General features: G+C 61.2%; 21 protein-coding genes and 1 pseudogene. 9 read left to right on the forward strand and 13 right to left on the reverse strand.

All coding sequences use genetic code 11. The features are described 5' to 3' along the window. Window positions 1-162: 162 nt before the first annotated feature. From NCCP436_RS06210 to NCCP436_RS06240, 7 genes are all read right to left on the reverse strand, one after another. A complete protein-coding gene (locus NCCP436_RS06210) occupies window positions 163-846 on the reverse strand; it encodes a hypothetical protein (RefSeq protein WP_220803053.1) in 684 nt (227 codons plus the stop codon). Beyond that, a complete protein-coding gene (locus NCCP436_RS06215; RefSeq protein ID WP_220803055.1) occupies window positions 843-1,415 on the reverse strand; it encodes an RNA polymerase sigma factor in 573 nt (190 codons plus the stop codon). Before NCCP436_RS06215 ends, NCCP436_RS06210 begins: the two co-directional genes overlap by 4 nt. Further along, on the reverse strand, window positions 1,412-3,094 hold the full coding sequence (locus NCCP436_RS06220) for a VWA domain-containing protein (protein WP_220803057.1): 1,683 nt from the start codon (window positions 3,092-3,094) through the stop codon (window positions 1,412-1,414). Before NCCP436_RS06220 ends, NCCP436_RS06215 begins: the two co-directional genes overlap by 4 nt. Window positions 3,095-3,318: 224 nt before the next feature. Further along, window positions 3,319-4,755: a PLP-dependent aminotransferase family protein gene (locus NCCP436_RS06225; RefSeq protein WP_220803059.1), complete on the reverse strand. Its 1,437-nt coding sequence runs from the start codon at window positions 4,753-4,755 to the stop codon at window positions 3,319-3,321. Between the two features lie 226 nt (window positions 4,756-4,981). After that, window positions 4,982-5,785: an OmpA family protein gene (locus NCCP436_RS06230; protein ID WP_375709476.1), complete on the reverse strand. Its 804-nt coding sequence runs from the start codon at window positions 5,783-5,785 to the stop codon at window positions 4,982-4,984. Between the two features lie 5 nt (window positions 5,786-5,790). Then, window positions 5,791-6,144, reverse strand: coding sequence for a DUF4398 domain-containing protein (locus NCCP436_RS06235; RefSeq protein WP_220803304.1), 354 nt, complete (start codon window positions 6,142-6,144; stop codon window positions 5,791-5,793). A gap of 3 nt (window positions 6,145-6,147) precedes the next feature. Continuing rightward, a complete protein-coding gene (locus tag NCCP436_RS06240) occupies window positions 6,148-6,981 on the reverse strand; it encodes an ABC transporter substrate-binding protein (RefSeq protein WP_220803063.1) in 834 nt (277 codons plus the stop codon). A 115-nt stretch (window positions 6,982-7,096) separates the two neighbouring features. Here NCCP436_RS06240 and NCCP436_RS06245 point away from each other — a divergent pair, with 115 nt between their 5' ends. Then, a complete protein-coding gene (locus tag NCCP436_RS06245) occupies window positions 7,097-8,023 on the forward strand; it encodes an alpha/beta fold hydrolase (protein ID WP_220803065.1) in 927 nt (308 codons plus the stop codon). A 73-nt stretch (window positions 8,024-8,096) separates the two neighbouring features. Here NCCP436_RS06245 and htpG read toward each other — a convergent pair whose 3' ends face one another. The 4 genes from htpG to NCCP436_RS06265 form a co-directional block, all read right to left on the reverse strand. Continuing rightward, window positions 8,097-10,001, reverse strand: a complete 1,905-nt coding sequence (gene htpG, locus NCCP436_RS06250) for a molecular chaperone HtpG (RefSeq protein ID WP_220803067.1) — start codon at window positions 9,999-10,001, stop codon at window positions 8,097-8,099. 117 nt (window positions 10,002-10,118) lie between these two features. After that, a complete protein-coding gene (locus NCCP436_RS06255) occupies window positions 10,119-11,369 on the reverse strand; it encodes an MFS transporter (protein WP_220803068.1) in 1,251 nt (416 codons plus the stop codon). Between the two features lie 53 nt (window positions 11,370-11,422). Continuing rightward, window positions 11,423-11,869, reverse strand: a complete 447-nt coding sequence (locus NCCP436_RS06260) for a PaaI family thioesterase (RefSeq protein ID WP_220803069.1) — start codon at window positions 11,867-11,869, stop codon at window positions 11,423-11,425. Further along, complete coding sequence (locus NCCP436_RS06265) at window positions 11,866-12,342, reverse strand: PaaI family thioesterase (protein WP_220803071.1); 477 nt, start codon at window positions 12,340-12,342, stop codon at window positions 11,866-11,868. Before NCCP436_RS06265 ends, NCCP436_RS06260 begins: the two co-directional genes overlap by 4 nt. Window positions 12,343-12,520: 178 nt before the next feature. On the opposite strand from NCCP436_RS06265, the gene NCCP436_RS06270 reads away from it, so the two are divergent. After that, window positions 12,521-12,910, forward strand: coding sequence for a hypothetical protein (locus tag NCCP436_RS06270; protein WP_259651456.1), 390 nt, complete (start codon window positions 12,521-12,523; stop codon window positions 12,908-12,910). A 139-nt stretch (window positions 12,911-13,049) separates the two neighbouring features. On the opposite strand, the pseudogene NCCP436_RS06275 reads toward NCCP436_RS06270, so the two are convergent. Further along, a pseudogene (locus NCCP436_RS06275) lies at window positions 13,050-14,749 on the reverse strand (DEAD/DEAH box helicase). 253 nt (window positions 14,750-15,002) lie between these two features. Continuing rightward, the gene (locus NCCP436_RS06280) at window positions 15,003-15,782 is read right to left on the reverse strand and encodes a spermidine synthase (protein ID WP_220803074.1); all 780 of its coding nucleotides are present in this window, start codon (window positions 15,780-15,782) and stop codon (window positions 15,003-15,005) included. Between the two features lie 137 nt (window positions 15,783-15,919). Between NCCP436_RS06280 and NCCP436_RS06285 the strand changes: the two genes are divergently transcribed. The 7 genes from NCCP436_RS06285 (at window position 15,920) to NCCP436_RS06315 (ending at window position 23,815) form a co-directional block, all read left to right on the forward strand. Next, entirely contained in the window at window positions 15,920-17,248 is a 1,329-nt protein-coding gene (locus NCCP436_RS06285; RefSeq protein WP_220803076.1) for an NAD(P)/FAD-dependent oxidoreductase, read from the forward strand. A 2-nt stretch (window positions 17,249-17,250) separates the two neighbouring features. After that, window positions 17,251-18,177 (forward strand): bile acid:sodium symporter family protein, encoded by a 927-nt coding sequence (locus tag NCCP436_RS06290; RefSeq protein ID WP_220803078.1) that lies wholly within the window; start codon window positions 17,251-17,253, stop codon window positions 18,175-18,177. Continuing rightward, a complete protein-coding gene (locus NCCP436_RS06295) occupies window positions 18,177-18,959 on the forward strand; it encodes an SDR family NAD(P)-dependent oxidoreductase (RefSeq protein ID WP_220803079.1) in 783 nt (260 codons plus the stop codon). Before NCCP436_RS06290 ends, NCCP436_RS06295 begins: the two co-directional genes overlap by 1 nt. Next, window positions 18,956-19,699: a sulfite exporter TauE/SafE family protein gene (locus NCCP436_RS06300; protein WP_220803080.1), complete on the forward strand. Its 744-nt coding sequence runs from the start codon at window positions 18,956-18,958 to the stop codon at window positions 19,697-19,699. Before NCCP436_RS06295 ends, NCCP436_RS06300 begins: the two co-directional genes overlap by 4 nt. Then, entirely contained in the window at window positions 19,696-21,489 is a 1,794-nt protein-coding gene (locus tag NCCP436_RS06305) for an amidohydrolase family protein (RefSeq protein WP_220803081.1), read from the forward strand. Before NCCP436_RS06300 ends, NCCP436_RS06305 begins: the two co-directional genes overlap by 4 nt. 75 nt (window positions 21,490-21,564) lie before the next feature. Continuing rightward, complete coding sequence (locus tag NCCP436_RS06310; RefSeq protein WP_220803082.1) at window positions 21,565-22,911, forward strand: class II 3-deoxy-7-phosphoheptulonate synthase; 1,347 nt, start codon at window positions 21,565-21,567, stop codon at window positions 22,909-22,911. A 148-nt stretch (window positions 22,912-23,059) separates the two neighbouring features. Next, entirely contained in the window at window positions 23,060-23,815 is a 756-nt protein-coding gene (locus NCCP436_RS06315) for a M48 family metalloprotease (RefSeq protein WP_220803084.1), read from the forward strand. The last annotated feature ends 36 nt before the right edge of the window (window positions 23,816-23,851 follow it).

Consider the following 23,851-nt stretch of genomic DNA (forward strand, 5'->3'; position numbering starts at 1 on the left):
AGGCTCGGACGCGCGCTCACAGGCGCTCAGCCAGGCCAGGCTCAGCAACAGGAAAATGCTCTTACGCATCATGGAAGAAGAGTAACTCGATCAGTAACGCGCCCATGCTCCCCCGCCTGGGCGCGTCTGACAAGCTGGCTTACAAGACTTTTACCCGGCAGCTCATTCAGCTGACGGCTCGCTGACCAGATGCTCGAGCTCGGCTTCGATATCCAGTTGCGGGTAGTCGGCCTGCAATTGTTCCAGCAACCGCTGCGCCTCCTCCTGCTTATCGGTGTTGCGCAGCTCCAGCAGACGCAGCAGCGCCTCGCGCGGTTCGCTCTGGATCACCAGTTCGGCCATCGGAGCGATTGCGGCGGTGCTGGCCATCGGCGTATCAGCAACTGCAGCAGGCGCCACCGGCCGTGGCATGGCCTCAGCCTTGAGGCGCTCCTGGGGCATGGCCATGCGCGTCATCGGCTCGCTCTCGGCTGCCCGCTTGGCTGCCATTGGCGCAGGTGCTGGCGCGGCCGGGCTCATCGCCACACTGGACGGCACTGCGTCGAAGGCATCCGGTGTCTGCTCCAGCGTGCGCCAGGTCAGGCTGACGCCGATCCCGACACAGGCCAGCCCGGCGACGGCAACCGACCAGCGCTGGCGACCACTGCCGAACAGCCATTGGTGCAAACGCTGCGTCCAACCGGCGTTGTCGCTGTCGATCTGGGCCTGCTGCGCTTCACGGGCCGCCGTACTGGCCGCGGCCAGGATACGGGCATCCAGCTCGGCCGAGGGTTCGCCGCTGCCATGGGCACGAAAATGCGCCAGCAGCTCCTGTTCGTGATCCAGCGATTCTCGTTCGTGGGTCATGCGGACAACTCCTCGGTGGCCAGCAGCCGGCGCAGTTTCTGCAGGGCATAGCGCAGACGGCTCTTGACCGTCTCGGCAGGCGTGCGGGTCAACTCGGCAATCTCGTTCAGTTCCAGGTCGCCATGGGCGCGCAGCAGGAACACCTCGCGCTGGTCTTCCGGCAGGTCGGCCAATGCCGCCTGCAATCGCTCGCTATCACGGCTCAGGCCCCACTGCTGCTCAGGGCCCGGCTGCGGGTCGGCCTGGGCGTGCAGGCCTTCGTCGTATTGGTCATGCCCGGCCTGATGACGACCCGTCTTGCGCCAGTGGTCGATCAGACGATTGCGGGCGATCTGGTACAGCCAGGTCTTGAACAGCACCGCCTCGCGCTGCTCGCTCTGACTGCGGATCAGGCTCATCCAGGTTTCCTGAAACACTTCCTCGGCCAAGGCATGATCGCCGCACAGGCCAAGCAGAAAACGGAACAGGCCCAGTCGATGGCGCTGGTACAGCACATTGAATGCCGCGGCATCGCCGCGCCGGTAACGCCGCAATAAAGCGGCGTCGTCATCCGTGAGAGGTGCGTTCACTGCTGAACTCGTACTGGTGTGGAGCCGGAAGTTTGCAGGCTCTGGGCAATTTCGGCCAGCTGGATAAACTCACCGCGCAGGCCGAAGCGATCCTCGCCCCTGGCCGAGCGCGCCAGTTCGATGCTTTGCGCCAGACCGAAGTCGCCCATGTAACGACCGTCCTTGAGCTGCTGGGCGAAGGCGGCAACCGCCGAGGCGAAACGCAAATCCTCGCTGGCGGCGTTCATCGGCTTGGCCTCGTCATGCGCGATGGGGCGCTCCAGCAGTCGACTGCCCGCCTCGCCCGGCGCCTTGTAGCGAATCCGCAACCAGGCCAGTTCGCCACTCCCGCTCGCGGGCTGGGCATTGCTCTGATAGCGCAGCGGCTCCAGCCAGCCCTTGCCACCTGCCGGGACGATCTCGTAGAGCGCAGTGACCGTGTGACCGGCTCCAATGTCGCCGGCATCGACCTTGTCATTGCTGAAGTCCTCGCGCTTGAGGGCGCGGTTCTCATAGCCCAGCAGCCGATATTCGCTGACTTCGGCCGGGTTGAACTCCAGCTGCAGCTTCACGTCGCTGGCCACCGTAGCCAGGGTCGAGCCGAGCTGATCCACCAGCACCTTGCGCGCCTCGCGCAGGTTGTCGATATAGGCATAGTTGCCGTTGCCGGCGTCGGCCAGTTGCTCCATCAGGCGCTCGTTGTAGTTGTCCACGCCAAAACCCAGGGTGGTCAGCGAGACGCCACTCTTGCGCTTGTCGGCGGCCAGCTGCTTGAGACTGTCGAAGTCGCTGATACCTACGTTGAAGTCACCATCGGTGGCCAGCAGGATGCGGTTGATACCGCCGTCGATCAGGTGCTTGCTGGCCTGCTGATAGGCCAGCTGGATACCCGACTCGCCCGCCGTCGAGCCAGCAGCAGTCAGTTGATCGATGGCCGCGCGAATCTTTGCCTTTTCGCTGCCTGAGGTGGAATCCAGAACCACCTGGCTGTCTCCGGCATAGGTCACCAGGGAAACACGATCCTGCGGGCGTAACTGATCGACCAGCAGCCTCAGCGTGGCCTGCACCATTGGCAGGCCTTCGCGGCGGTGCATGGAGCCGGAAACGTCTACCAGAAATACCAGGTTGGCTGGCGGCAGCTCGTCTAGCTGACGATCCGATGCCTTGATGGCGATACGCAGCAGGCGCGTCTGCGGGTTCCACGGTGTCACCGCCAGCTCGGTGCTGACACCGAAAGGTACGTCTCCCTGCGGCAACGGATAGGCATAGGGGAAATAGTTGACCAGCTCCTCCAGGCGTACCGCGTCCTTCGGCGGCAATTGCCCGGCATTGAGAAAGCGCCGCACGTTGGCATAGCTGCCGGTATCGACATCGATGCTGAAGGTGGAAATCGGAGTTTCGGCAGCGGCAAACACCGGGTTGTCGGCATAGGTCTGGTACTGCTCTCGCGCAACCGGTGGTGTGAAAGTAGTTTCCATTCGCGCCAGAGCCGGCATGGCAGCGTAGCTCTGGACTGACCCAAGGCTTAGTCGCGCACCAGCCAGAACCGGAGCGGGTGCATCGGCCACTGCGGGTAAAGGGTTCTGGGACATCGGTCTGTCGGTGGAATCGGAATTGCTGCAGGCCGCCAGAACCAACAGCACGCTGATACAAAAGCCGCTAGCCAGCGGGCGGATGGGCACTCGTGAACGAGTCGGCATGATGCGTCTCCTGAACAATGCATAAAGGCTTCGTCCAGGTAGACGGTGTCATGTAGCAAAGCGGGTTAAGCTGCGTGAAAATGCGCTGGGCAGTACCCGGGGGCTCAACGAAAGTTCGTTGAGCCAGGCTCCACTCAGGCAAAAATCACTGAAGCCGATGCATGCTGTAGATGAGCATTGCGAACGACCTTTAACCCCAGGTCACTGCTGCGCAGACAACCGACCTAGAGTCCTTCAGCTTCCAGGCAAAGCTGTGTGGCCAGCATTCCGAGGGTCATCAGCGCCCTCTCCGCTTCGCGGTTCCAGGGGATCCCGCAGTTCAACCGTACACAGTGATTGAACTGCTCGGTATTGCTGAAGATCAGTCCAGGCGCGATGGAAATACCCTGCCTGAGCGCGCGCACGTGCAGATCCTTGGTGTTGACCCGTGCCGGCAGACTGACCCAGAGGATAAAGCCCCCCTTGGGTCGGGTCATTTGCGTACCGGCCGGAAAATATTGCTGAACCGCCAATTGGAAGGCACTGAGGTTTTTGCGGTACTCCTGACGGATATGCCGCAAGTGGCGGTCATAACCACCATTTTCCAGATAGGCGGCCACCGCCATCTGCGTGACACTGCATGCCGAATGGGTGGAGAAGGTCTGCAGACGCTGGATTTCTTCCTGATACTTGCCGGCAACAACCCAGCCGATCCGTACCCCCGGCGACAACGTCTTGGAAAAGCTCGAACAATAGAGTACCCGGTTGTCTCGGTCATACGACTTGAGCGCCTTGGTCGGCCCCTGCTCAAACATCAGTTCGCCGTATATGTCGTCTTCGACAATCTGGAAATCATAGTCCCCGGCCAAGCGCAGCAGCTGACGCTGACGCTCCTCGGGAATGGTACCTCCCAAAGGGTTGGACAATCGTGCCGTCAGCACCAGCGCCTTGATCGGCCACTGGTTGGCTGCCAGTTGCAGAGCTTCGAGGCTAATGCCGGTGGTGGGATCGCAGGGAATCTCGATCACCTTCAGGCCGAGAAGATCCGCCAGCTGCAGCCAGCCGTAGTAGCTAGGCGACTCCACCGCAATCAGATCACCCGGTTTGGTAGTCACCCGCAGCGTCATCTGCATGGCATCTACACAGCCATGGGTGATTACCACCTCCGAGGGATCAACCACTACCCCGGCATCACGCATACGGATCGCCACCTGGCGCCGCAGTGGCTCGAACCCCGGGCTGAACATGTAACTGAAGGCTCGCGGGCTATGAAAACGGGTGACCTTCGCCAGTTGTTGGTGCAGCGCACGTACCGGCAGGTATTCGACATGGGGCACCGCCGCCCCCAAAGGAAACACTCCTTCTCGGCGCGACTCGGTAAGAATCTGGTCGATGATGCTGGCGCGCGTCACCAGCCCCGGTCGCTCTACCCTGGCGATATCTGGTGTCGGCGCGGTCAGGGCCGGGGTCTGGTGTACATAGAAACCGGACTGTGGGCGGGCCCGAATTAGGCCCTGATCCTCAAGATTGGCGTAGGCCTGCAGCACCGTAGCATGGCTGACGTTGAGCTGCGCGCTCATCTTGCGTACAGACGGCACGCGCTCGCCCGGCTGATAGACACCACGACGAATGTCCTCAGCCAGCTGCTGAGCAATGCGCTGGTAGAGCAACAGATTAGTCATGGTCGGCTCCTCCGGATCACTGAACCATAACAGTAGCTCAGAGGATGACAATTGTACCGAAACAGATCGCAACAGTTTGGGCAATACAGCCTAAAATGACAGCTGTACCTGTTCAGTAAAAGTAGAGAATTCTAAAAATCCAAATGTCATGCCCTAGACAACTTCGTCAGACGGTGAACCGTCTGACGAAACAGCAGGTGCGGAGCTTGAAAGAAATGCACGCCGGCTAGCGCATCGGGCCTAACTGACCGTTTTCGTCGGAAAAGACGATCTCGACCCGTCGATTTTGCGCTCTGCCACGAGCCGAAGCATTCTCGGCCACCGGGAAAGCGACACCATAACCAGCCACTTCGATGCGCTTGGCATCGATGCCCAGATCCATCAGCAGATCTGCCACAGCCTGGGCCCGGGCACGAGAGAGGCTCAGGTTGTCCTCGACACTGCCGGTATTGTCGGTGTAGCCCTCGATCCGCACCCGACGCTGCGGGTTGAGCTGAAGGAACTGCACCAGCTTGAGGAGGGTGCGGTTGGCCGCAGACTGCAGCTCAGCCCGTCCGGCATCAAACAGCACGTCGCCCAGGGTCATGACCAGACCGCGCTCGGTCTGGTGGGTGACGAGACTGACCAGTTGCTCCTCAAGCCAGTCGCTATGCTGCTGTACGCTATGCAGTTTGGCTTCACGCAGGGCCAATTGCAGACGCTGAAGCTCCAGCTCCTGACGAGCCAGTTGCTCCTGATTGAGACTGATTGCACTGTGCTGGCGGGCAATCTCGGCATAACGCTGACTGAGGTAGGCGTAGTGACGCACGTCGTCGCCGCTGCCCCAGTAGCTGGCCAGGCGCTCTGCCCGAGCCAGCGACTCCCCGGCCCGGATTACGTCTTTGGGCGCAGCACGCAGCACCGCTGAATCTTCCTTGACCGATTGAAAACTGTTGCGCGCTGCCTCCAGAGCCCCCTCATCGGAACCCGAGTGCAAAGCACAACCGCTCAACAGTAAAGCCGCCAGCGGCAGCGCTGCACGCGTAGGCATGCTCATTACAACGCCCCCAATTGCTGGCGCAGACGAGTGATGCGCTGGTTGATCTCGGCCAGTTGCTCGCGGCCCTTGGCATTGACCTGTTCAGCCTCGGCCAGACGGGCATCAAGCTCCGACTGCTCGGCAAGCAGCCGGGCCTCCTTGTTCCGCCCGTCCTGCAACGCCTGCTGCGCCCTGGAGAACTTGTCCTGCGCCAGGCGCAGCGATTCGGACTGTTCGATGGAAACCCCCATGGTCTGAGCCTGGGCTAGGGTCTGTTCAGTAAGGCGTAACTGTTCCAGAGGCGCCGGATCGCTGACACAGGCACTTAACGCCAGCACCAGCGGTACGAGAAGAAGTCGATTCACACAAATATCCTACTGATTGACGTCGCCCACCGGATCCGGCTGCATCTGCTGGGCCTTCCAGAGCTCCAGATTGTGCCGCAGCAACTGCTCGGGCAAACCGGCAGCGACCAATTCTGTCATCTTCCGCGCCAGTTGTCCGCGTAGCCATGGCTCATTGCAGGCCGAGTTGTGCGACAGCGTCAGATACAGCCCCTCACTGGAAACAGGAGGTTCCAGTACTTCCAGGTCGTTCTCCATGCCCAGCGTCTCAGCCAGGGCCAAGCCTGGGTAGTGCTCGTAGATAACATAGTCGGTGCGGTTGAGCAGCAGTTTCTGGAAAGCCTGAGCCAGGCTGGGAACCTCTTCCAGAGCCAGATTGGCCTTGGCATAAGCGTCGAACTGCTGACCATGGCTGTTGTTGACCAGTCGCCCACCGGTACGTCCCTGGAGATCGCCCCAGTTACTGTAGGGAAACGCCTCACCCCTACGCACCCAGACCACGCTCGGGGTGAAATAGAATGCGGGATGCACATAGTCCATGCTGTCGAGCCGTGGCATGGTCAGAAAAGCGCCGGCGATCAGGTCGACCCGGCCAGTGCGCACTTCATCCTGTGCCCGTGACCAGGGGCCGGTATAGATGATATCCACTGTCACCCCCAGCTCTTTGGCGAGATGCCGGAGCAGATCGGCGTTGGCGCCGATCAACTGCTGTGGGTTCTGCGGATTGCGCCAGAGATAGGGCGGATATTCGGGGTTGCCGGTCGCCACCAGGCGTTCACATTTACCTGCAGCCAGACCCAGTGTCGGCGCCAGCGCCAGAACGCACCACAGCAACAGTGACTTCAATAGACAACGCTCGTGCATTGGCAACTCTCGCCTCATGGGGTAACCGCCGCTAAAGACCTGATCGAATCCGACACCTCACCTATCCATGCTAGCTTAGTGACGCCTCCGCCACTCCATGCGACAGGGACGTGCCATGAAAAAACTGCTTTATGTTTCTCTCCTACTGCTCATCGGTGGCCTGGCAGTACTGTACTGTTTCCCGGCAGTACAGTGGGCTGGCCTGCAGTTGCTGGAACAGCAGCGTGCGGGACTCTCCTCCCGACAACTGCGTGTGGCTGATCTTAACATCCATTACTACCAGGGAGGATTACCGAAAGGTGAAACCCTGGTACTGCTTCACGGGTTTGCTGCAGATAAGGATAACTGGCTGCGCTTTTCCCGCCACCTAACCGATCGCTATCAGGTAATCGCTCTCGACTTGCCTGGTTTCGGTGCCAGCGAGCGACCTACCGGCAGCTACGACGTCGGCACTCAGGCCGAGCGACTAGCCGGAATCCTCGACGCTCTGCAGCTTGAACGGATACATCTGTTGGGTCACTCCATGGGCGGCCATATCGCGGCGCTGTACGCAGCTCGCTACCCTGAGCGTCTGAACTCGCTGGTTTTGCTCGCCAACGCCGGGGTCGACACTCCCGTGCGCAGCGAATTCTTCCAGATTCTGGAGAATGGCGGCAGCAATCCACTGATCGTCCGCCAGCCGGAGGACTTTGCCCGGCTGCTGAGTTTCATCTTCACCGAGGTGCCCCGGATTCCCGAAAGGCTCCGTTACTACTTGGGCGAACGAGCCGCCAGCCAAGCCGAACATCATGAGCAGGTCTTCAGTCATCTGGTCACCCGCCACATTCCCCTTGAACCGCTGTTGCCACGCATCCAGGCTCCAACCCTGCTGCTCTGGGGAGACCATGACCGCGTGCTGGACATTTCCAGCCTGCAGGTCATGCAGCCGTTGTTGGGTAAGGTGAGCGTAGCCGTGATGCCTGGGATCGGTCATGCACCGATGCTGGAAAGTGCGGAAGAATGCGCCCGCATCTACCGGAACTTCCTGCAAAGTCTGGAATAAACTGAAATAGGCTCAGCGCAGCTCCCCCTAAGGCCCTCCGGAGCGGGCCTTGGGGGGCATCGATTCTGCAGGATCAGGCGGACAGCTCGATCAGCAGCTTGTTCAGGCGCTGCACGTAGGCCGCCGGATCCTTCAGGCTGTCACCGGCGGCCAGGGCGGCCTGATCGAACAGGATGTGCGAAAGGTCGCTGAAACGATCCTCGTCCGGTTCGGCGTCCAGTCGCTCGATCAGCGGGTGGGTCGGGTTGAATTCGAAGATCGGCTTGGACTCCGGCACCTTCTGCCCGCTGGCTTCGAGGATCTGGCGCATCTGCAGGCCAAGATCCTGCTCACCGATGGCCAGGATCGCCGGCGAATCGGTAAGACGGTGTGACACGCGCACCTCGGCCACCTGTTCGCCCAGCGCCCCCTTGAGACGCTCGATCAATCCCTCCTTGGCTTTGGCTACTTCCTCCTGAGCTTTCTTGTCCTCTTCCGAGTCCAGCTTGCCCAGATCCAGATCGCCGCGGGCGACGTCGACGAACTGCTTGCCGTCGAATTCGGTCAGGTAGCTCATCAGCCACTCGTCGATGCGGTCGGTGAGCAGCAGCACCTCGATACCCTTCTTGCGGAAGACTTCCAGATGCGGGCTGTTCTTGATCTGCGCGTAGGATTCGCCGGTGAGGTAGTAGATCTTGTCCTGGCCTTCCTTGAAGCGACCGAGGTAATCGGCCAGCGACACGGACTGCTCGTCACCCTCGCCAGCGGTGGAGGCAAAACGCAGCAGGCTGGCGATCTTCTCCTTGTTGGCGAAATCTTCCGCCGGGCCTTCCTTGAGTACCTGGCCGAAGGCCTTCCAGAAGGTCTTGTAGTCGTCCGGCTTGTCCTTGGCCAGCTTCTCCAGCATGTCCAGCACGCGTTTGGTCAGCGCCGACTTCATGGAGTCGATGACCGGACCGGACTGCAGGATTTCGCGGGAAACGTTCAGCGACAGGTCGTTGGAATCGACCACACCCTTGATGAAGCGCAGGTACAGCGGCAGAAACTGATCGGCCTGGTCCATGATGAACACGCGCTGCACATAAAGCTTGAGGCCCTTCGGCGCTTCGCGGTGGTACAGGTCGAACGGGGCACGTGCCGGTACGTACAGCAGCGAGGTGTACTCCAGCTTGCCTTCGACCTTGTTGTGGCTCCAGCTCAGCGGGTTCTCGAAGTCATGGCCGACGTGCTTGTAGAACTCTTGGTATTCCTCGTCCTTGATCTCGGTACGCGGGCGAGTCCAGAGCGCACTGGCGCGGTTGACGGTTTCCCACTCGACCTCGGCCGACTTGTCCTTCTCCTCGCCGTAATGCTCCTTGGGCAGTTCGATGGGCAGGGCAATGTGATCCGAATATTTCTTGACGATGTTGCGCAGACGCCAGCCGTCGGCGAACTCTTCCTCGCCCTGCTTCAGGTGCAGAACGATGCGGGTACCACGCTCGGGCTTTTCGATGGTGGCAACCTCGAACTCACCCTCGCCCCTGGACGACCAGAGCACACCCTCGGCGGCCGGCTGCCCGGCTCGACGGGTGAACACCTCGACACGCTCCGCAACGATAAATGCCGAATAGAAACCGACGCCGAACTGGCCGATCAGGTGCGAATCCTTCTTCTGATCACCCGAGAGGTTCTTCAGGAATTCGGCAGTACCTGACTTGGCAATGGTACCCAGATGGGCAATGACCTCATCACGGCTCATGCCGATGCCGTTATCTTCAATGGTGACGGTCTTGGCGTCCTTGTCGAAATACAGACGAATCTTCAGATCAGCAGCGCCTTCGAGCAGCTCGGGCTTGGCCAGAGCCTCGAAGCGCAGCTTGTCGGCCGCGTCCGAAGCATTGGAAATCAGCTCGCGGAGAAAGATTTCCTTGTTCGAGTACAGCGAATGGATCATCAGGTGAAGCAACTGCTTCACTTCGGTCTGGAAGCCCAGAGTCTCTTTTTGAGTTTCCACACTCATGGTCGTCTAACTCCATCTACAGGTCAGGTGTCGCCAAGACAGGCGGATTTCCTGCAGATGGGGACAGTCGGCGGGATTTCAAGAGTAATCACTCAATCACGCCGCACAAGGCGGGCATCAGGGTTCGAGCAGTTCCAGATTACCGATCTCGCCAGGCAGAAAGCGGAAACTGGCCTGGCCACCACCTCGTCCCATTTGTTGGCTGAGATGGATGCTGCCGTCCGCATCGATACCAACGAAACGCCCTTCTACCGTGCCGCCGCCAGCCCGGGTTAGACGCATGCTCAGATTGCGGTAATGTTCTGGGTGACGCTGCAGGCGGGCAAGGCTGAAACGCTGGCGACGATCCGCAGGACGGCTCACACGCTCCTCAGTGACTACACGTTCGGAGCGCGCATCGGTCTGCACGCTGGCGACTGGCGGCAGCGGAGGGAAATGATCGCCCTCCACAGCCCAGCCGGACTCACCCCGTTTACGCAGACGAACCGGAAGCTGCTCGTTACGTTGCTCGACCTGTGCCTCCACCAGCAGCTCCAGCGTGCTGCCGGCAAAGCTGAGCGGCGGCAACCTCAGGATGACGACATCGGCGGTGGCGAAGCGACGCTGCAAGTAGTCATGCAACACGTGGGCAATGGTATCGCGCGAATCGAAGGTCAGATCCACTCGACCATCGACATAACGCAAACGATCACGGTACAGCTCCACACGGCCACTGAGACTGGTCTTGAAACGCGCAGGCAGCACTAGGTGGAAATCGCCTTCCAGGCGATTGGGAGCCCTCGGCTGCAGATCCAGATGCAGGGTATACCCGCGACTCAGACGACGTGCCTCGGGCAACTCCTGCTCCGGCAGCAGCCAACTCAGCTCCACTTCGGGCAGGTTGTCACCGCTGTCCTGTGGCAATACATCCACCCGCACTGCTCCCTCGGAATGTTGTGGCAAGCGGATGATAAGTTCACGCTGGGCAAAGAAATCCGCTCCTTCACGCAGGCTCAGCACGCCGCCGATCAGTTCGCCATGTTGCGGGCGGAACGGCTGGCCGTTTAGCTCGCCAGCCAGTTCGATAGTCAGCTCAGGCTGCCCCTGCAACTCGGGATTGAGCCAGTCGAGCCGGATGATCGCCTCCAGACGTTCCGGATCCTTGCCCGCAAGCCCCACCAGCCCTGCCACCAAAGGAATAACGCCAAGACTGAAAAGAATCATGGCGCTGCGCGCCCGACTCCAGTGTCTGAGAAGATAGATCAGAGTGACCGGGGGAAAAAGGCTGCCCCAGCCCCAAAGCAGGCTGGTAGCGAAGGCTCGCATAATCAGCCAGACCAAACCGGCCAGCATCAGCAGCAAGCCGGCGATAATCAGCAGCGCATCCATCTACAGAATCCTTGTCGTTGTTCACTGCGCAGCCGTCCTCTGCCTTTCCCCGCTCAGGGCTCGTCGACCTTGAAGTGGGCACGGGCGGTGGCGATGGGTTCCGTCTGAGTGGTCTGCCAGGCGGTAATGGCCACATTGGCTACCCGCCGCCCCTGGCGCCAGACCTGACACTGCGCGTAGGTGTCACGATAATGACCAGCACGCAGGTAATCTATCGAGAAGTCGATGATTTTCGGCAAATGAGGAATCCCCATGAACATCAGCAGATGCAGCATGGCGGCATGCTCCATGAAGCCGGCGATCACTCCGCCATGCAGCGCCGGCAAGGTCGGGTTACCAATGCAGTCGCGGTTGGCGGGCAGACGGAAGACCATGTCGTCGCCGAGACGCAGGCACTCGATGCCGAGCAACTTGGCATAGGGAATCAGGCTAATCAGCGGATCATAGTCGTTCTGCTCGTGGGCCCTGGCCACCAGTTGCTCGAGGTTCAGCGCGCTCATGCAGCACCTCCCTGATGGGCGTCCGACCTGGGTTCTCGCCCTGAGGCAATCCTGCCCATGCGCATGAAGGTTCCGACCACGTGGGCAATCGGCTGCTGAGGGTCATCCTGATAGGCGTAGCCGCGAGTGAAGATGACATTGGGCGTCACCCGGTAGCACTCGGCGAAACCGAACACGTCACGCCCGGGTTCGGCTGGATGCATGTAGTCGATGCGCAAATCCAGAGTCGGGCAGATCTCAAACTCAGGCAACACACAGACAGTGGAGATGCCGCATGTGGTGTCCATCAGCGTAGTAATGGCGCCGCCGTGAATCACCCCGGTGTCCGGATTACCGACAATGTGCGGCGCATAGGGCAGACGCAAAGTTAGGCCCTGCTCACTGGCACCCTCCACGCTCATGCCAAGCACCTGGCAATGGCGCAGCGCCGCCAGAAAGCGCTGCGCTCGCTGCCGAATGGACTGTTCATTCATATAACGCTACCTGCCCCACTGCTCGCAAGGGAAAGCCGCACATGATAACGCCTTGCAAGGACAGGCTCACAACCCTTGCGGACAATGCATGGAACTTAGACGACAGGCGCGTCATCAAAGCGTCATGTGCCGGAGAGCTGTTCCGGTATCTCCCCCACAGACACACGGAGTGATGAACGTGAACAAACCACTGACCTATGCCTTGCTGCTTGCTACGACCCTGGGCCTCGCCGCCTGCGAGAAAACTCCGGAAGAGAAGATGGAGTCAGCCCGGGAGTCTGCTGCCGAGGCAGTTGACAACATGCAGGATGCAGCACGGGAGACCGGCGAAGCGATCAAGCAGAAAACCGATGAGGCGCTGAACAATGAGCCAACCATCGGCGAACGCCTCAAAGATACCGCCAAGGATACTGCCGAGGCCATTGAGGAAGCTGGCGACAGGGTCGAGCAGCGTGTCAATAAAGAGCCGACCATTGGTGAGCGTCTTAAAGATACCGTCAAGGACACCACTGAAGCCATTGAGGAAGCCGGCAGCAGGGTCGAACAGCGAATCAAAGAGGAAAACTAGGTTCCGACGGCCTGAAAGCAGACGACGCCCCCTGGTTAACCAGGGGGTTCCTTTTTCTGCACCTTGCTATTTCGGCAGCCAAAGAAAAGAAAGGCCCGGCCGCGCATTTCGCGACCGGGCCGTTGTTCCGCTCTGCAGATCAGTCTTCGCGATAGCGACGCAGTTTCAGCGCCTTGCCGGCGACCCGAGTGTCCTTGAGTTTGCCGAGCAACCGGTCAAGACCCTCTTCCGGCAACTCCACCAGACTGAAAGTTTCGCGAATCTGAATCCGGCCAATGGCCTCACGGGCCAGACCACCCTCGTTGAGAATGGCTCCCAGCAGATTCTTAGCGGCAATGCCGTCGCGGGTACCCAACGCAGTGCGGCAGCGCACACGGCCTTCGCCCAGCGGCAGCGGGGCGCGACGCTCGCGATATTCGCCGCGGGCCGTGTCGCGCTCGCGGCGTTCACGCGGGGCACCGACACCCGGCACCAGCGGCTGTTCGCGTTCGACGCTGGCCAGATCCAGGGCCTGACCATTGGTGGCCTTTTTAAGCAGTGCAGCAGCCAAAGCACGCGGGCTACAGCCGATGTCGGCGATCAGCCGATCAAGCAGATCGCCATGGCTGGCTTCGGCCTCACTCACCAGCGGGGTCAGGCTGGCGGTCAGTCTCTTGATACGTGCATCGAGCACCTGCTGCGGATTGGGCAGCTTGACCTCACCGACCTTCTGCCCGGTAACACGCTCGATTACCTGCAGCATGCGTCGCTCACGCGGCGTCACCAGCAGCAGCGCACGGCCATCACGGCCGGCACGGCCGGTACGGCCGATACGGTGCACGTAGGACTCCGGGTCGTACGGCATGTCGACGTTGAACACATGGGTGATGCGCGGCACGTCGATACCCCGGGCAGCCACGTCGGTGGCCACGACGATGTCCAGACGGCCATCCTTGAGCGAGTCGATCACCCTCTCGCGCTGGTTCTGGGCTATATCGCCGTTGAGCGCGGCAGCCTTGTAGCCCTTGGCCTCCAGCGCGCTGGCCAGATCCAGAGTAGCCTGTTTGGTACGTACGAAGGCGATCAGCGCGTCGAACTCTTCCACTTCCAGTAGGCGCAACACGGCGTTGACCTTCTGATCGGCATGGATCATCAGATGCGCCTGCTCGATACGCGAGACCGTCTGGGTCTTGGCCGCAATCTTGATGTGCTTCGGCTCGCGCAGGTGCTTCTCGGCGATGGCGCGGATCGAATGTGGCAACGTGGCGGAGAACAGCACACTCTGACGGCTTTCCGGCATGGCTTCGAAGATCACTTCGAGGTCGTCCATAAAGCCCAGCTTGAGCATCTCGTCGGCCTCATCCAGCACCAGATGCTGAATAGTGGACAGCAGCTTCTCGTCACGCCGCAAGTGGTCGACCAGCCGTCCGGGGGTAGCAACGATGATCTGTGCCCCCATGCGCAGCGCCTTGAGCTGCGGGCCCATCGGTGCCCCACCGTAGACGGCGACCACGTTCACGCCAGGCATCTGTTTGGAATAGGTTTCGAACGCAGTGGCCACCTGCAGGGCCAGCTCACGGGTCGGCGCCAGGATCAGAACCTGAGGCTCACGCTTGCTCGGGTCAATCTTCGACAGCAAAGGCAACGCGAACGCAGCGGTTTTGCCGGTACCGGTCTGAGCCTGACCGATCATGTCGTGACCCTCAAGAATCACGGGAATGGCTTGCGCCTGAATGGGAGATGGCTCCTCGTAACCAACAGCGGTCAGAGCAGCAAGAATATTGGAGTGAAGGCCGAGCGCGGCAAAGCCGCCGGATTCCTGGGTCATGGGTCTGCCTCAAAACGTCCGCAAAGACCCATGCCCTCCAATGCTGCGCGTGCCTTGTAAGACCTTGTGGGTCACCCTGGCAGCCTGGTCGGCGGGGATTTGCGAAATATGATGAAAGTGAATCGTCAAGGATAGTCCGCGAGGGACTGGCTGCCGGGCACGGAAGCCCGGGCGAATTGCACTACCTGAACGTGGTCAGAAAATTAACCGGCGCAAACTATACCGGAAAATCGCTTCGCGCGCGCTGGTTTTTATCCTTTTCCCGACAAATATCAGTTAGGGTGCTCAGCTGGCCGGCCGTAGCGCAGCAATCAAAGGCTGCAGGGAATACCCCAGACGCGGCGCCAGCGCATCGGCCCGTTCGCTCAGGCATGCCAAATCCAGCGACTGACCTAGACTTTCCGGAATCAGCAGCACGACATTGCCTTCCTTGACCGGGCATTCCCAGTAATGACGATGGTACAGCCCGCGCAACAGCGCGGCGCCAAGTGGCTTGCCATCGTTGCCGGCCCACTGATTGATGATCAGCCAGCCGCCCGGGTTGAGCTTTTCCCGGCAACTCTCCAGAAAGTGCCACGCCAGGTGCCCGGCCCCCGGCCCCTGATCCGTATACAGGTCGACAAAGATCAGATCGGCGGTTTCCGCACTGGCGAGCAGTTCCACCGCATCACCAATACGTATGGTCAGCCGCGGGTCATCATCCAGACCAAGGAGCTGCATGGCCAGGCGCGGTACATCCGGGCGCAGTTCGATAACCTCGACATCCTCCAGCGGCAGGAACTTCAGGCACGCCTGGGTCAGGTTACCGGCCCCAAGCCCGAGGAACAGCGCGCTTTCCGGTGCTTCATGGCACAACGCGCCCATCAGCATGGCACGCGTGTAGTCGTATTCCAGCCAACTGGGATCCGGCGGATAGACACAACTCTGCTCGATGCCCTGGCCAAATTCGAGGAAGCGGTAGGCGCCGATCTGCACCACACGGATCACGCCATAGGCATCATGCACCTCGGCCAGCAGCACCTCGTCCAGCTTCTGCATCTCCTCGCTCGGCGGCAAGCCAGGCATTGCTCCATCCCCCACAGTGACATCCCGCACCACAAGCGTGCGAGCAAAGGCGCCGATTGTCATTGAAGCCAACACCCCTGGTCACGCGATAATTCGACAACTTGCGTTGCACCTACATAACAATAACGAGGTTCCCCATGTATGCCATCATCGGCGCCGGCCCCATGGGCCTGTGCGCAGCACGGCAATTGAAGAAACAGGGCATCGACTTTGTCGGTTTCGAACTGCACAGCGATGTCGGCGGGCTATGGGATATCGACAACCCGCATAGCACCATGTACCACTCGGCGCACCTGATCTCCTCCAAGGGCACCACCGAGTTCCGCGAATTCCCCATGGATCCCGAAGTTGCACCCTACCCGCATCATAGCCAGATGCGCCGCTACTTTCGTGACTACGCCCGGCACTTCGGTCTTTACCAGCACTATCAGTTCAACACCCGCGTGCTGCGGGTCGAGCGCCAGGCGCAAGGTTGGCGGCTGATCAGCGAATGTCGCGGTGAACAGCGTCACTGGCAGTTCGAGGGCATACTGATCGCCAGTGGCACCCTGCATACGCCGAACCTGCCGCCTCTGCCGGGTGAGTTCGCCGGCGAGTTGCTGCATTCGAGCGCCTACAAGAGCGCCGATAGCTTCGCCGGCAAGCGTGTACTGGTGGTTGGCTGCGGCAACTCGGCCTGCGATATCGCCGTCGATGCCGTGCACCGTGCTGCCTCGGTGGATCTGTCGGTACGCCGTGGCTATCACTTCCTGCCCAAGTTCATCCTTGGCCGGCCGACCGACACCTTCGGCAACGTCATTCCTCTGCCTCGCCCGCTCAAGCAGCTGCTCGACGGTTTCCTGGTGCGCGCCCTGGTAGGCAAGCCCTCGCAGTACGGCCTGCCGGATCCGGACTACCGCCTGTACGAGTCGCACCCGGTAATGAACTCGCTGGTGCTGCACCACATCGCCCATGGCGACATCCACCCACGCGGCGAGATTCGTTCCGTCAATGGTCACAGCGTGACCTTCGCCAGTGGAGAAAGCGGCGAATACGACCTGATCCTGATGGCAACCGGCTACAAACTGGACTACCCCTTCATCAAGCGCAGCGAGCTGAACTGGCCGCAGGATGTCGGCGCGCCACAGCTGTATCTCAACGTATTCCACCCCGAACATGACGATCTGTTCATGCTTGGCATGGTCGAGGCTTCAGGTCTTGGCTGGCAGGGCCGTGATGAGCAGGCCGAACTGGTGGCACTGTACATTCGCCAGTTGCGTGCCGGCAGTCCGGCTGCCCTGAAACTGCGCCGTACCATCCGCGAGCAGGCGGGGCGGCGCGTCGATGGCGGCTACCAGTACCTGCAACTGGAGCGCATGGCCTACTACGTACACAAGGACAGCTACCGCCGGCGCATCGCCGAGCACAGTGCTGCACTGCGCCGCGAACTGAGCAGCGCCACCCTGCCTGCGGTACAGGAGGTCTGAGGATGGACGAGGTTAAAATCGCCTTCGACCCGAGCAGCCTGGTGCTGATCAACCTGATCGTTGCGCTGATGATGTTCGGCGTCTCGCTCGAACTGCGCGCCGAGGATTTCCGCCGCATCGTGCGTTCTCCCCGTGCGCCCTTCATCGGCCTGCTGGCGCAGTTCCTGCTTTTGCCGGCACTGACCTGCCTGGCCTGCTGGCTGCTACGCATCGAGCCAGAACTGGCACTGGGTATGACTCTGGTGGCATCCTGTCCCGGCGGCAGCTTCTCCAACATCATGACCTGGATGGCGCGTGGCAACGTCGCTGTCTCGGTGAGCATGACCGCCGTCTCCAGCCTTGCCGCCAGTGTGCTGACGCCACTTAACTTCGCCTTCTACGCCTGGCTCAACCCGTATACCCAGCCTCTGCTCACCAGCATCGATATCGATCCGTTCGGTCTGCTGCTTCTGGTGGTACTGGTACTCGGCGTACCGCTGGTGGCCGGCATGGCTATCGGCAGGCGTTTCCCTCTACTGACCCTGCGCGTGGAGAAACCGTTGCGTCTGGCCAGTCTGGTCGTGATGCTGGGTTTCGTTGGATTGGCTTTCAGTCGCAACCTGGATCAGTTCCTCAGCCATTTCCATCTGTTCTTCTGGCTGGTTGTCGGGCACAACCTGCTGGCCCTGTTGATTGGTTACTGCAGTGCGCGAATGGCGCGCCTGAGCGAGGCAGACACCCGAGCCGTCACTCTGGAGACCGGCATTCAAAACTCCGCACTGGGTCTGGTGATTATTTTCACTTTCTTCCCGCATGCCAGCGGCATGCTGCTGATCGCCGCATTCTGGGGCTGCTGGCATCTGGTCTCGGGCCTGAGCCTAGCGTGGCTCTGGTCGCGCCGCACGTCGGCAGCGGCGCCTGGCAGGCCGATCCAGGCAGGAGAACCCTGATGCACGTTACCCTGATCACCGGCGCTGCCGGTGGGCTCGGCTGGCAGCTGGCACGGGCCTGCCACGCCCGCGGCGACGCCCTGCTGCTGACCGACATCGATGCTGCCGGTCTGGCTGAGCGTATTGCAGAGCTGGAAAGCGATCGAGTACTGGGGCTGCCCGGCGACATCACGGAGTCGGCGCTGCATGAGCAGCTCATCGAAGCCTGCCGCACACGCTTCGGCCGTCTGGACCTGCTGATCAATAACGCCGGCATCACCCATCGCTCCCCCACCGTACGCACAGCACCTGCCGTGTTCCGCAAGGTCATGGCAGTGGACTATCACGCGCCGCTGGAACTGACCCTCAGCGCCCTGCCGCTGCTGCGCGAGAGCCGCGGTCAGGTAATTGCCATAGGCTCCATGGCCGGCTGGATGCCGGTTTTGGGACGGGCAGGCTACTGCGCGGCGAAAAGCGCACTGGCCCAGGCCTTCGAGGTATTACGAGGAGAAATCGAGCGTGACGGCATTGGCCTGCTGCTGGTCTATCCAAGCTTTCTCGACACTCCCATCGAACGCAACGCACTCGGTGCCGACGGTCTTCCTGCCGCTCATCCGCGCTCAACGATCGGTGCCATACGCAGTGCCGAGTGGATGGCCGTGCAGACTCTCCAGGCCCTGCAACAACGCCGCAAGCGACTGTTTCCGGATCGCGCCAGCTGGCTGGCAAGCCTGCTCTGGCGTCTGACCCCCAGTCTCTACTACCAGAAAATGAGCCAGCGCTTCGCCGGAGAATTGCCATGACTGCCCTTGCCCCCTACGCACTGGGCCTGTTCATCCTGCTGGCCTACACACTGGAAGCGGTAACCGGCTTCGGCAGTATCGTCATTGCCCTGTCACTCGGCGCGCTGCTGTTGCCAATCGATCAACTGCTGCCAGTACTTGTTCCACTGAACATCGGCATGACCGGCTACCTAGCCTGGCAGCACCGCGCACAGATCGACCTGACGCTGCTGCTGGGCAGCATCCTGCCGGGGATGTTGGTCGGCACCCTGCTCGGCTACTGGCTGCTGCCCTGGCTGGATGCCGGGCTGCTCAAGCGCGGCTTCGGCGTACTGATCCTGTGGTTCGCCGGCCGTGAGCTATGGCGTCTGCGCCGGGCTAGCACTCTGCCGCAGCGTCCGGCCTGGCTGACCCGTCTGATCACCCTGGGCGCTGGTCTGAGCCATGGACTGTTCGCCTCCGGCGGTCCGCTGCTGGTGTTCGGCCTGACCGGCACGCATCTGGACAAGGCTCGTCTGCGCGCCACCCTGGTCAGCGTCTGGTTCACCCTCAACAGTCTGCTGACCCTGGCTTTCCTGCTCGACGGCCGCCTGATTCCGGCACTGCCACAGGTATTGGGCTATGCGCCGCTGCTGCTGCTCGGCGTCTGGTTCGGCGAACGCCTGCATCGGCGTTTTGACGAGCGTCATTTCCGCATCGCCATCTACATCCTGCTGCTGGCCACCGGCATCCTGCTGCTGGCCCCCTGGAGACTGCCATGAGCTACGACATCATCATCAAGAACGGTCTGTACTTCGACGGCACCGGCACCCCGGGGGTCCGTCGTCACATTGGCATCCGCAATGGACGGATCGACGTACTCAGCCTCAGCCCGCTGAACGAAGACGGTTGCCCTGAGGTGATCGACGCCGAAGGCAAGTGGATCACCCCAGGTTTTCTGGAAATCCACTCACACTACGACGCCGAAGTAATTGCCGCACCGGCACTGAAGGAGTCGGTGCGCCACGGCGTAACCACCGTTACCATCGGCTCCTGCTCCATTTCCATGGTGCTGGCTGAACCCGAGGACTGTTCGGATCTGTTCACCCGGGTCGAGGCAGTGCCGCGCGAATATGTCCTGCCGATCCTGCAGGAGAAGAAGACCTGGCGCGACGCATCTGGCTATCGCGCTTTCTACGACCAGCTACCGCTGGGACCGAACGTCAACTCCTTCCTCGGCCACTCCGAGCTGCGCGTGGCAGTCATGGGCCTGGAACGCGCTACCAGTCGGGTCAAACCGACCGAGACTGAAATGCGGCGTATGGAGCAACTGCTGGAGGAAGCACTGGATGCCGGCTGTATCGGTCTTTCGGTAATGACGACACGGCTGGACAAGATGGACGGTGACCGCGCCTGGTCAAGTCCCTTGCCTTCTACCTTCGCCAGCTGGAAGGAGTTTTCACGACTGTTCGCCATCCTCCGTCGGCGCGGTGCCGTGCTGCAGGGCGCGCCCAATGCGGTCACCAAGGTCAACGTGTTCGCCTTCCTCTGGCAAGCCCATGGCTGGTTCCGCAAGCCGCTCAAGTGCACCATGCTCACAGCCCTGGATCTCAAGTCGCAACCACTGCTACACCGTTTCACGCGTCTTTCCGGCTGGCTGGCGAACAAGGTACTGCGCGGCCACTTCCGCTGGCAGACCCTGCCGGCCCCCTTCACTCTGCGTCTGGAAGGTCTCAACGTGAACGCCTTCGAGGAGTTCGGTGCAGGTGAGATTCTGCGCAATATCAAGGATCCGGACGAACTCTACGCCAAGGTCAAGGAACCCGAGTTCCGCGCCCTGTTCAAGAAGCAGGTCAAGGCGATCCTGACCAAGGGCCTGTGGCACCGCGATTTCTCCGATTGCTGGGTAACCGAATGCCCGGATCCTGCAATGGTCGGCAAGAACTTCAAGCAGCTCGGTCAGGCGCGCGGCCTGGACGCGGTGGATGCCTACTTCGAGCTGGCCTGCCAGTACCGCGAGGAGCTGAAATGGACGACCTGCTACGGCAACGAGCGCGAGCCGATCATGCGCAAGCTGCTGGCCAGCCCCTGGACGCACCCGGGCTTCGCCGACTCCGGCGCGCACCTGCGCTCCATCGCCCAGTACAACTTCCCACTGCGTTTTCTCAAGTACGTGCGCGACGCCGAACTGGCTGGCGAGCCGTTTATGGAGCTGGGGCAGGCGGTACGCCGCTGCAGCGGCGAGCTGGCCGACTTCATTGGGGTAGATGCCGGATACATCCGTGTCGGTGATCGCGCCGACCTGGTGCTGATAAACCCGGCGGGACTCGACGAAACACTGGATGAACTGCACGAGGCGCCGATGGAAGTGCTCGGCCTGGAGCGAGTGGTCAAGCGCAATGACGCAGCGGTGGAGCTGACGCTGATCAACGGTCGGATCGCCTACCGGCGTGGCCTGGAGTACCCGGACGAGTTGGGCAAGGTACAGCAGTACGGCTGTTTCCTGCCGAGCCGCGAAGTGCTGCCGCGCTATCAGCCCGTGGCACAACCAAGTCATATCGCACCGGCCTAAGGGAGTCTGGGCTTTCAGTGAGCGGGGCCAGTTCGGTTAAGATGCGCCTCTTCCGCCCCAATGTCAGAGACGCTCATGCCACACACCTGGAGCCCAGACAGCTGGAGGGCCAAGCCTATCCAGCAGCAGCCCGAATACCCTGACGCCGCACACCTTGCTCGGGTTGAGCAGACCCTGGCCGGCTACCCGCCGCTGGTGTTCGCCGGCGAGGCCCGCGAACTGCGCCGGCAGTTCGCCGAGGTCACCCAGGGCCGCGCCTTCCTGCTGCAGGGTGGCGACTGCGCTGAAAGCTTTGCCGAATTTTCCGCAGCAAAGATCCGCGATACCTTCAAGGTGCTGCTGCAAATGGCCATTGTCATGACCTTTGCCGCTGGTTGCCCGGTGGTGAAGGTGGGCCGCATGGCCGGCCAGTTCGCCAAACCCCGCTCGGCAGGCTACGAGACGGTCGATGGCGTCACCTTGCCCGCCTACCGCGGCGACATCGTCAACGGCATCGCCTTCGACGCCGCCAGCCGCGCGCCTGATCCCGAGCGTCTGCTACAGGCCTATCACCAGGCCACGGCAAGTCTCAATCTGCTGCGCGCCTTCGCTCAGGGTGGCCTCGCCGATCTGCATCAGGTGCATCAGTGGAACCTGGACTTCATCGCCAACTCGGCACTGTCGGAAAAATACCGACAACTGGCCGAGCGTATCGACGAAACCCTGGCCTTTATGCGCGCCGTAGGACTGGACAGCGCCTCCCAACTGCGCGAAACCAGCTTCTTCACCGCCCACGAGGCTCTGCTGCTGAATTACGAGCAGGCCTTCGTTCGCCAGGACAGCCTCACCGGCCGCTGGTACGACTGCTCCGCGCACATGCTTTGGATCGGCGACCGCACCCGCCAGCTCGATGGTGCCCACGTCGAATTCATGCGCGGCATCGAGAACCCGATAGGGGTCAAGGTCGGCCCGAGCATGGATCCGGACGAACTGATTCGCCTGATCGACATCCTCAATCCGGAAAACGATCCGGGTCGCCTCAACCTGATCGTGCGTATGGGGGCCAACAAGGTCGAGGCACACTTCCCGCGCCTGCTGCGCAAGGTGCAGAGCGAAGGCCGCCAGGTGCTATGGAGTTCAGATCCGATGCACGGCAATACCATCAAGGCCTCCAGCGGCTACAAGACTCGCGACTTTGCGCAGATCCTCGCCGAAGTCCGACAGTTCTTTGCCGTTCACCGCGCCGAGGGCACCCATGCCGGCGGCATTCATATCGAGATGACCGGACAGAACGTCACCGAGTGCATTGGCGGTGCACGACCGATCACCGAGGATGGCCTGAGCGATCGTTACCATACCCACTGCGACCCGCGCATGAATGCCGACCAGTCCCTGGAGCTGGCCTTCATGATCGCCGAGACACTGAAGCAGGCACAGCGCTGACCCGGGTGGAGAACCGGCTCACACTTATCCTGCGCTTCTGCGGCATAATGCAGGCTGCGCCGACCGTCCGGCGCAGTAGCTGCGAAATGACCGTACTGCTGTCTGTCGGGTAGATTCGCCGCCACCATCACTTACACGGACAATGATCATGCAACTGCGTACCTCTCTCTCCGCCTTCGCCCTGTCCGGCGCCGTCCTGCTGAGCGGCTGCCAGAACATGTCCCCCGATGCCATGCTGCAATCCGGCCTGATGGCCGTGCAAGCTGCCACCCTGACCGATGCACAGGTCAAGAGCATGTCGGATCAGGCCTGCGCAGAAATGGATGCGGCTGCCAAGATTGCCGATGCCTCCAGCCCCTATACCAAGCGCCTGGAGAAGATCGCCGCCAATCTAGGCCATCAGATCAACGGTACTCCGATCAACTACAAGGTCTATCTGGCTGATGAGGCCAATGCCTGGGCCATGGCCAACGGCTGTGTGCGCGTCTACAGCGGGCTAATGGACCTGATGACCGACAATGAAGTGGAAGGAGTTCTTGGCCACGAGATCGGCCATGTCGCGCTCGGTCACACCAAAAAAGCCATGCAGACCGCCTACGCTACGGCCGCAGCCCGCAACGCTGCCGCTGCCTCGGGCAACTCCACCGTGGCCCTGCTGTCTGCTTCACAGCTCGGCGCACTGGGCGAGCAACTGATCAATGCACAGTTCTCGCAAAGCCAGGAGAACGCCGCCGACAACTTCTCCTTCGACCTGCTGACCGAGCGCAACATCCCGCGCCAGGGTCTGGTCACCGCGTTCGAGAAACTGGCCAAGCTAGGCGGCGGCGAAGGCAGCCTGTTCTCCTCCCACCCCGGTGCCTACGAGCGTGCGCAAAACATGCGCACACGCCTGAGTCAGCAATAGGAAGCCAAGACGTCTGCCCTGAGGAGCTTACGGGGC

The organism is Pseudomonas sp. NCCP-436 (assembly GCF_019656335.1).
Classification (GTDB): domain Bacteria; phylum Pseudomonadota; class Gammaproteobacteria; order Pseudomonadales; family Pseudomonadaceae; genus Aquipseudomonas.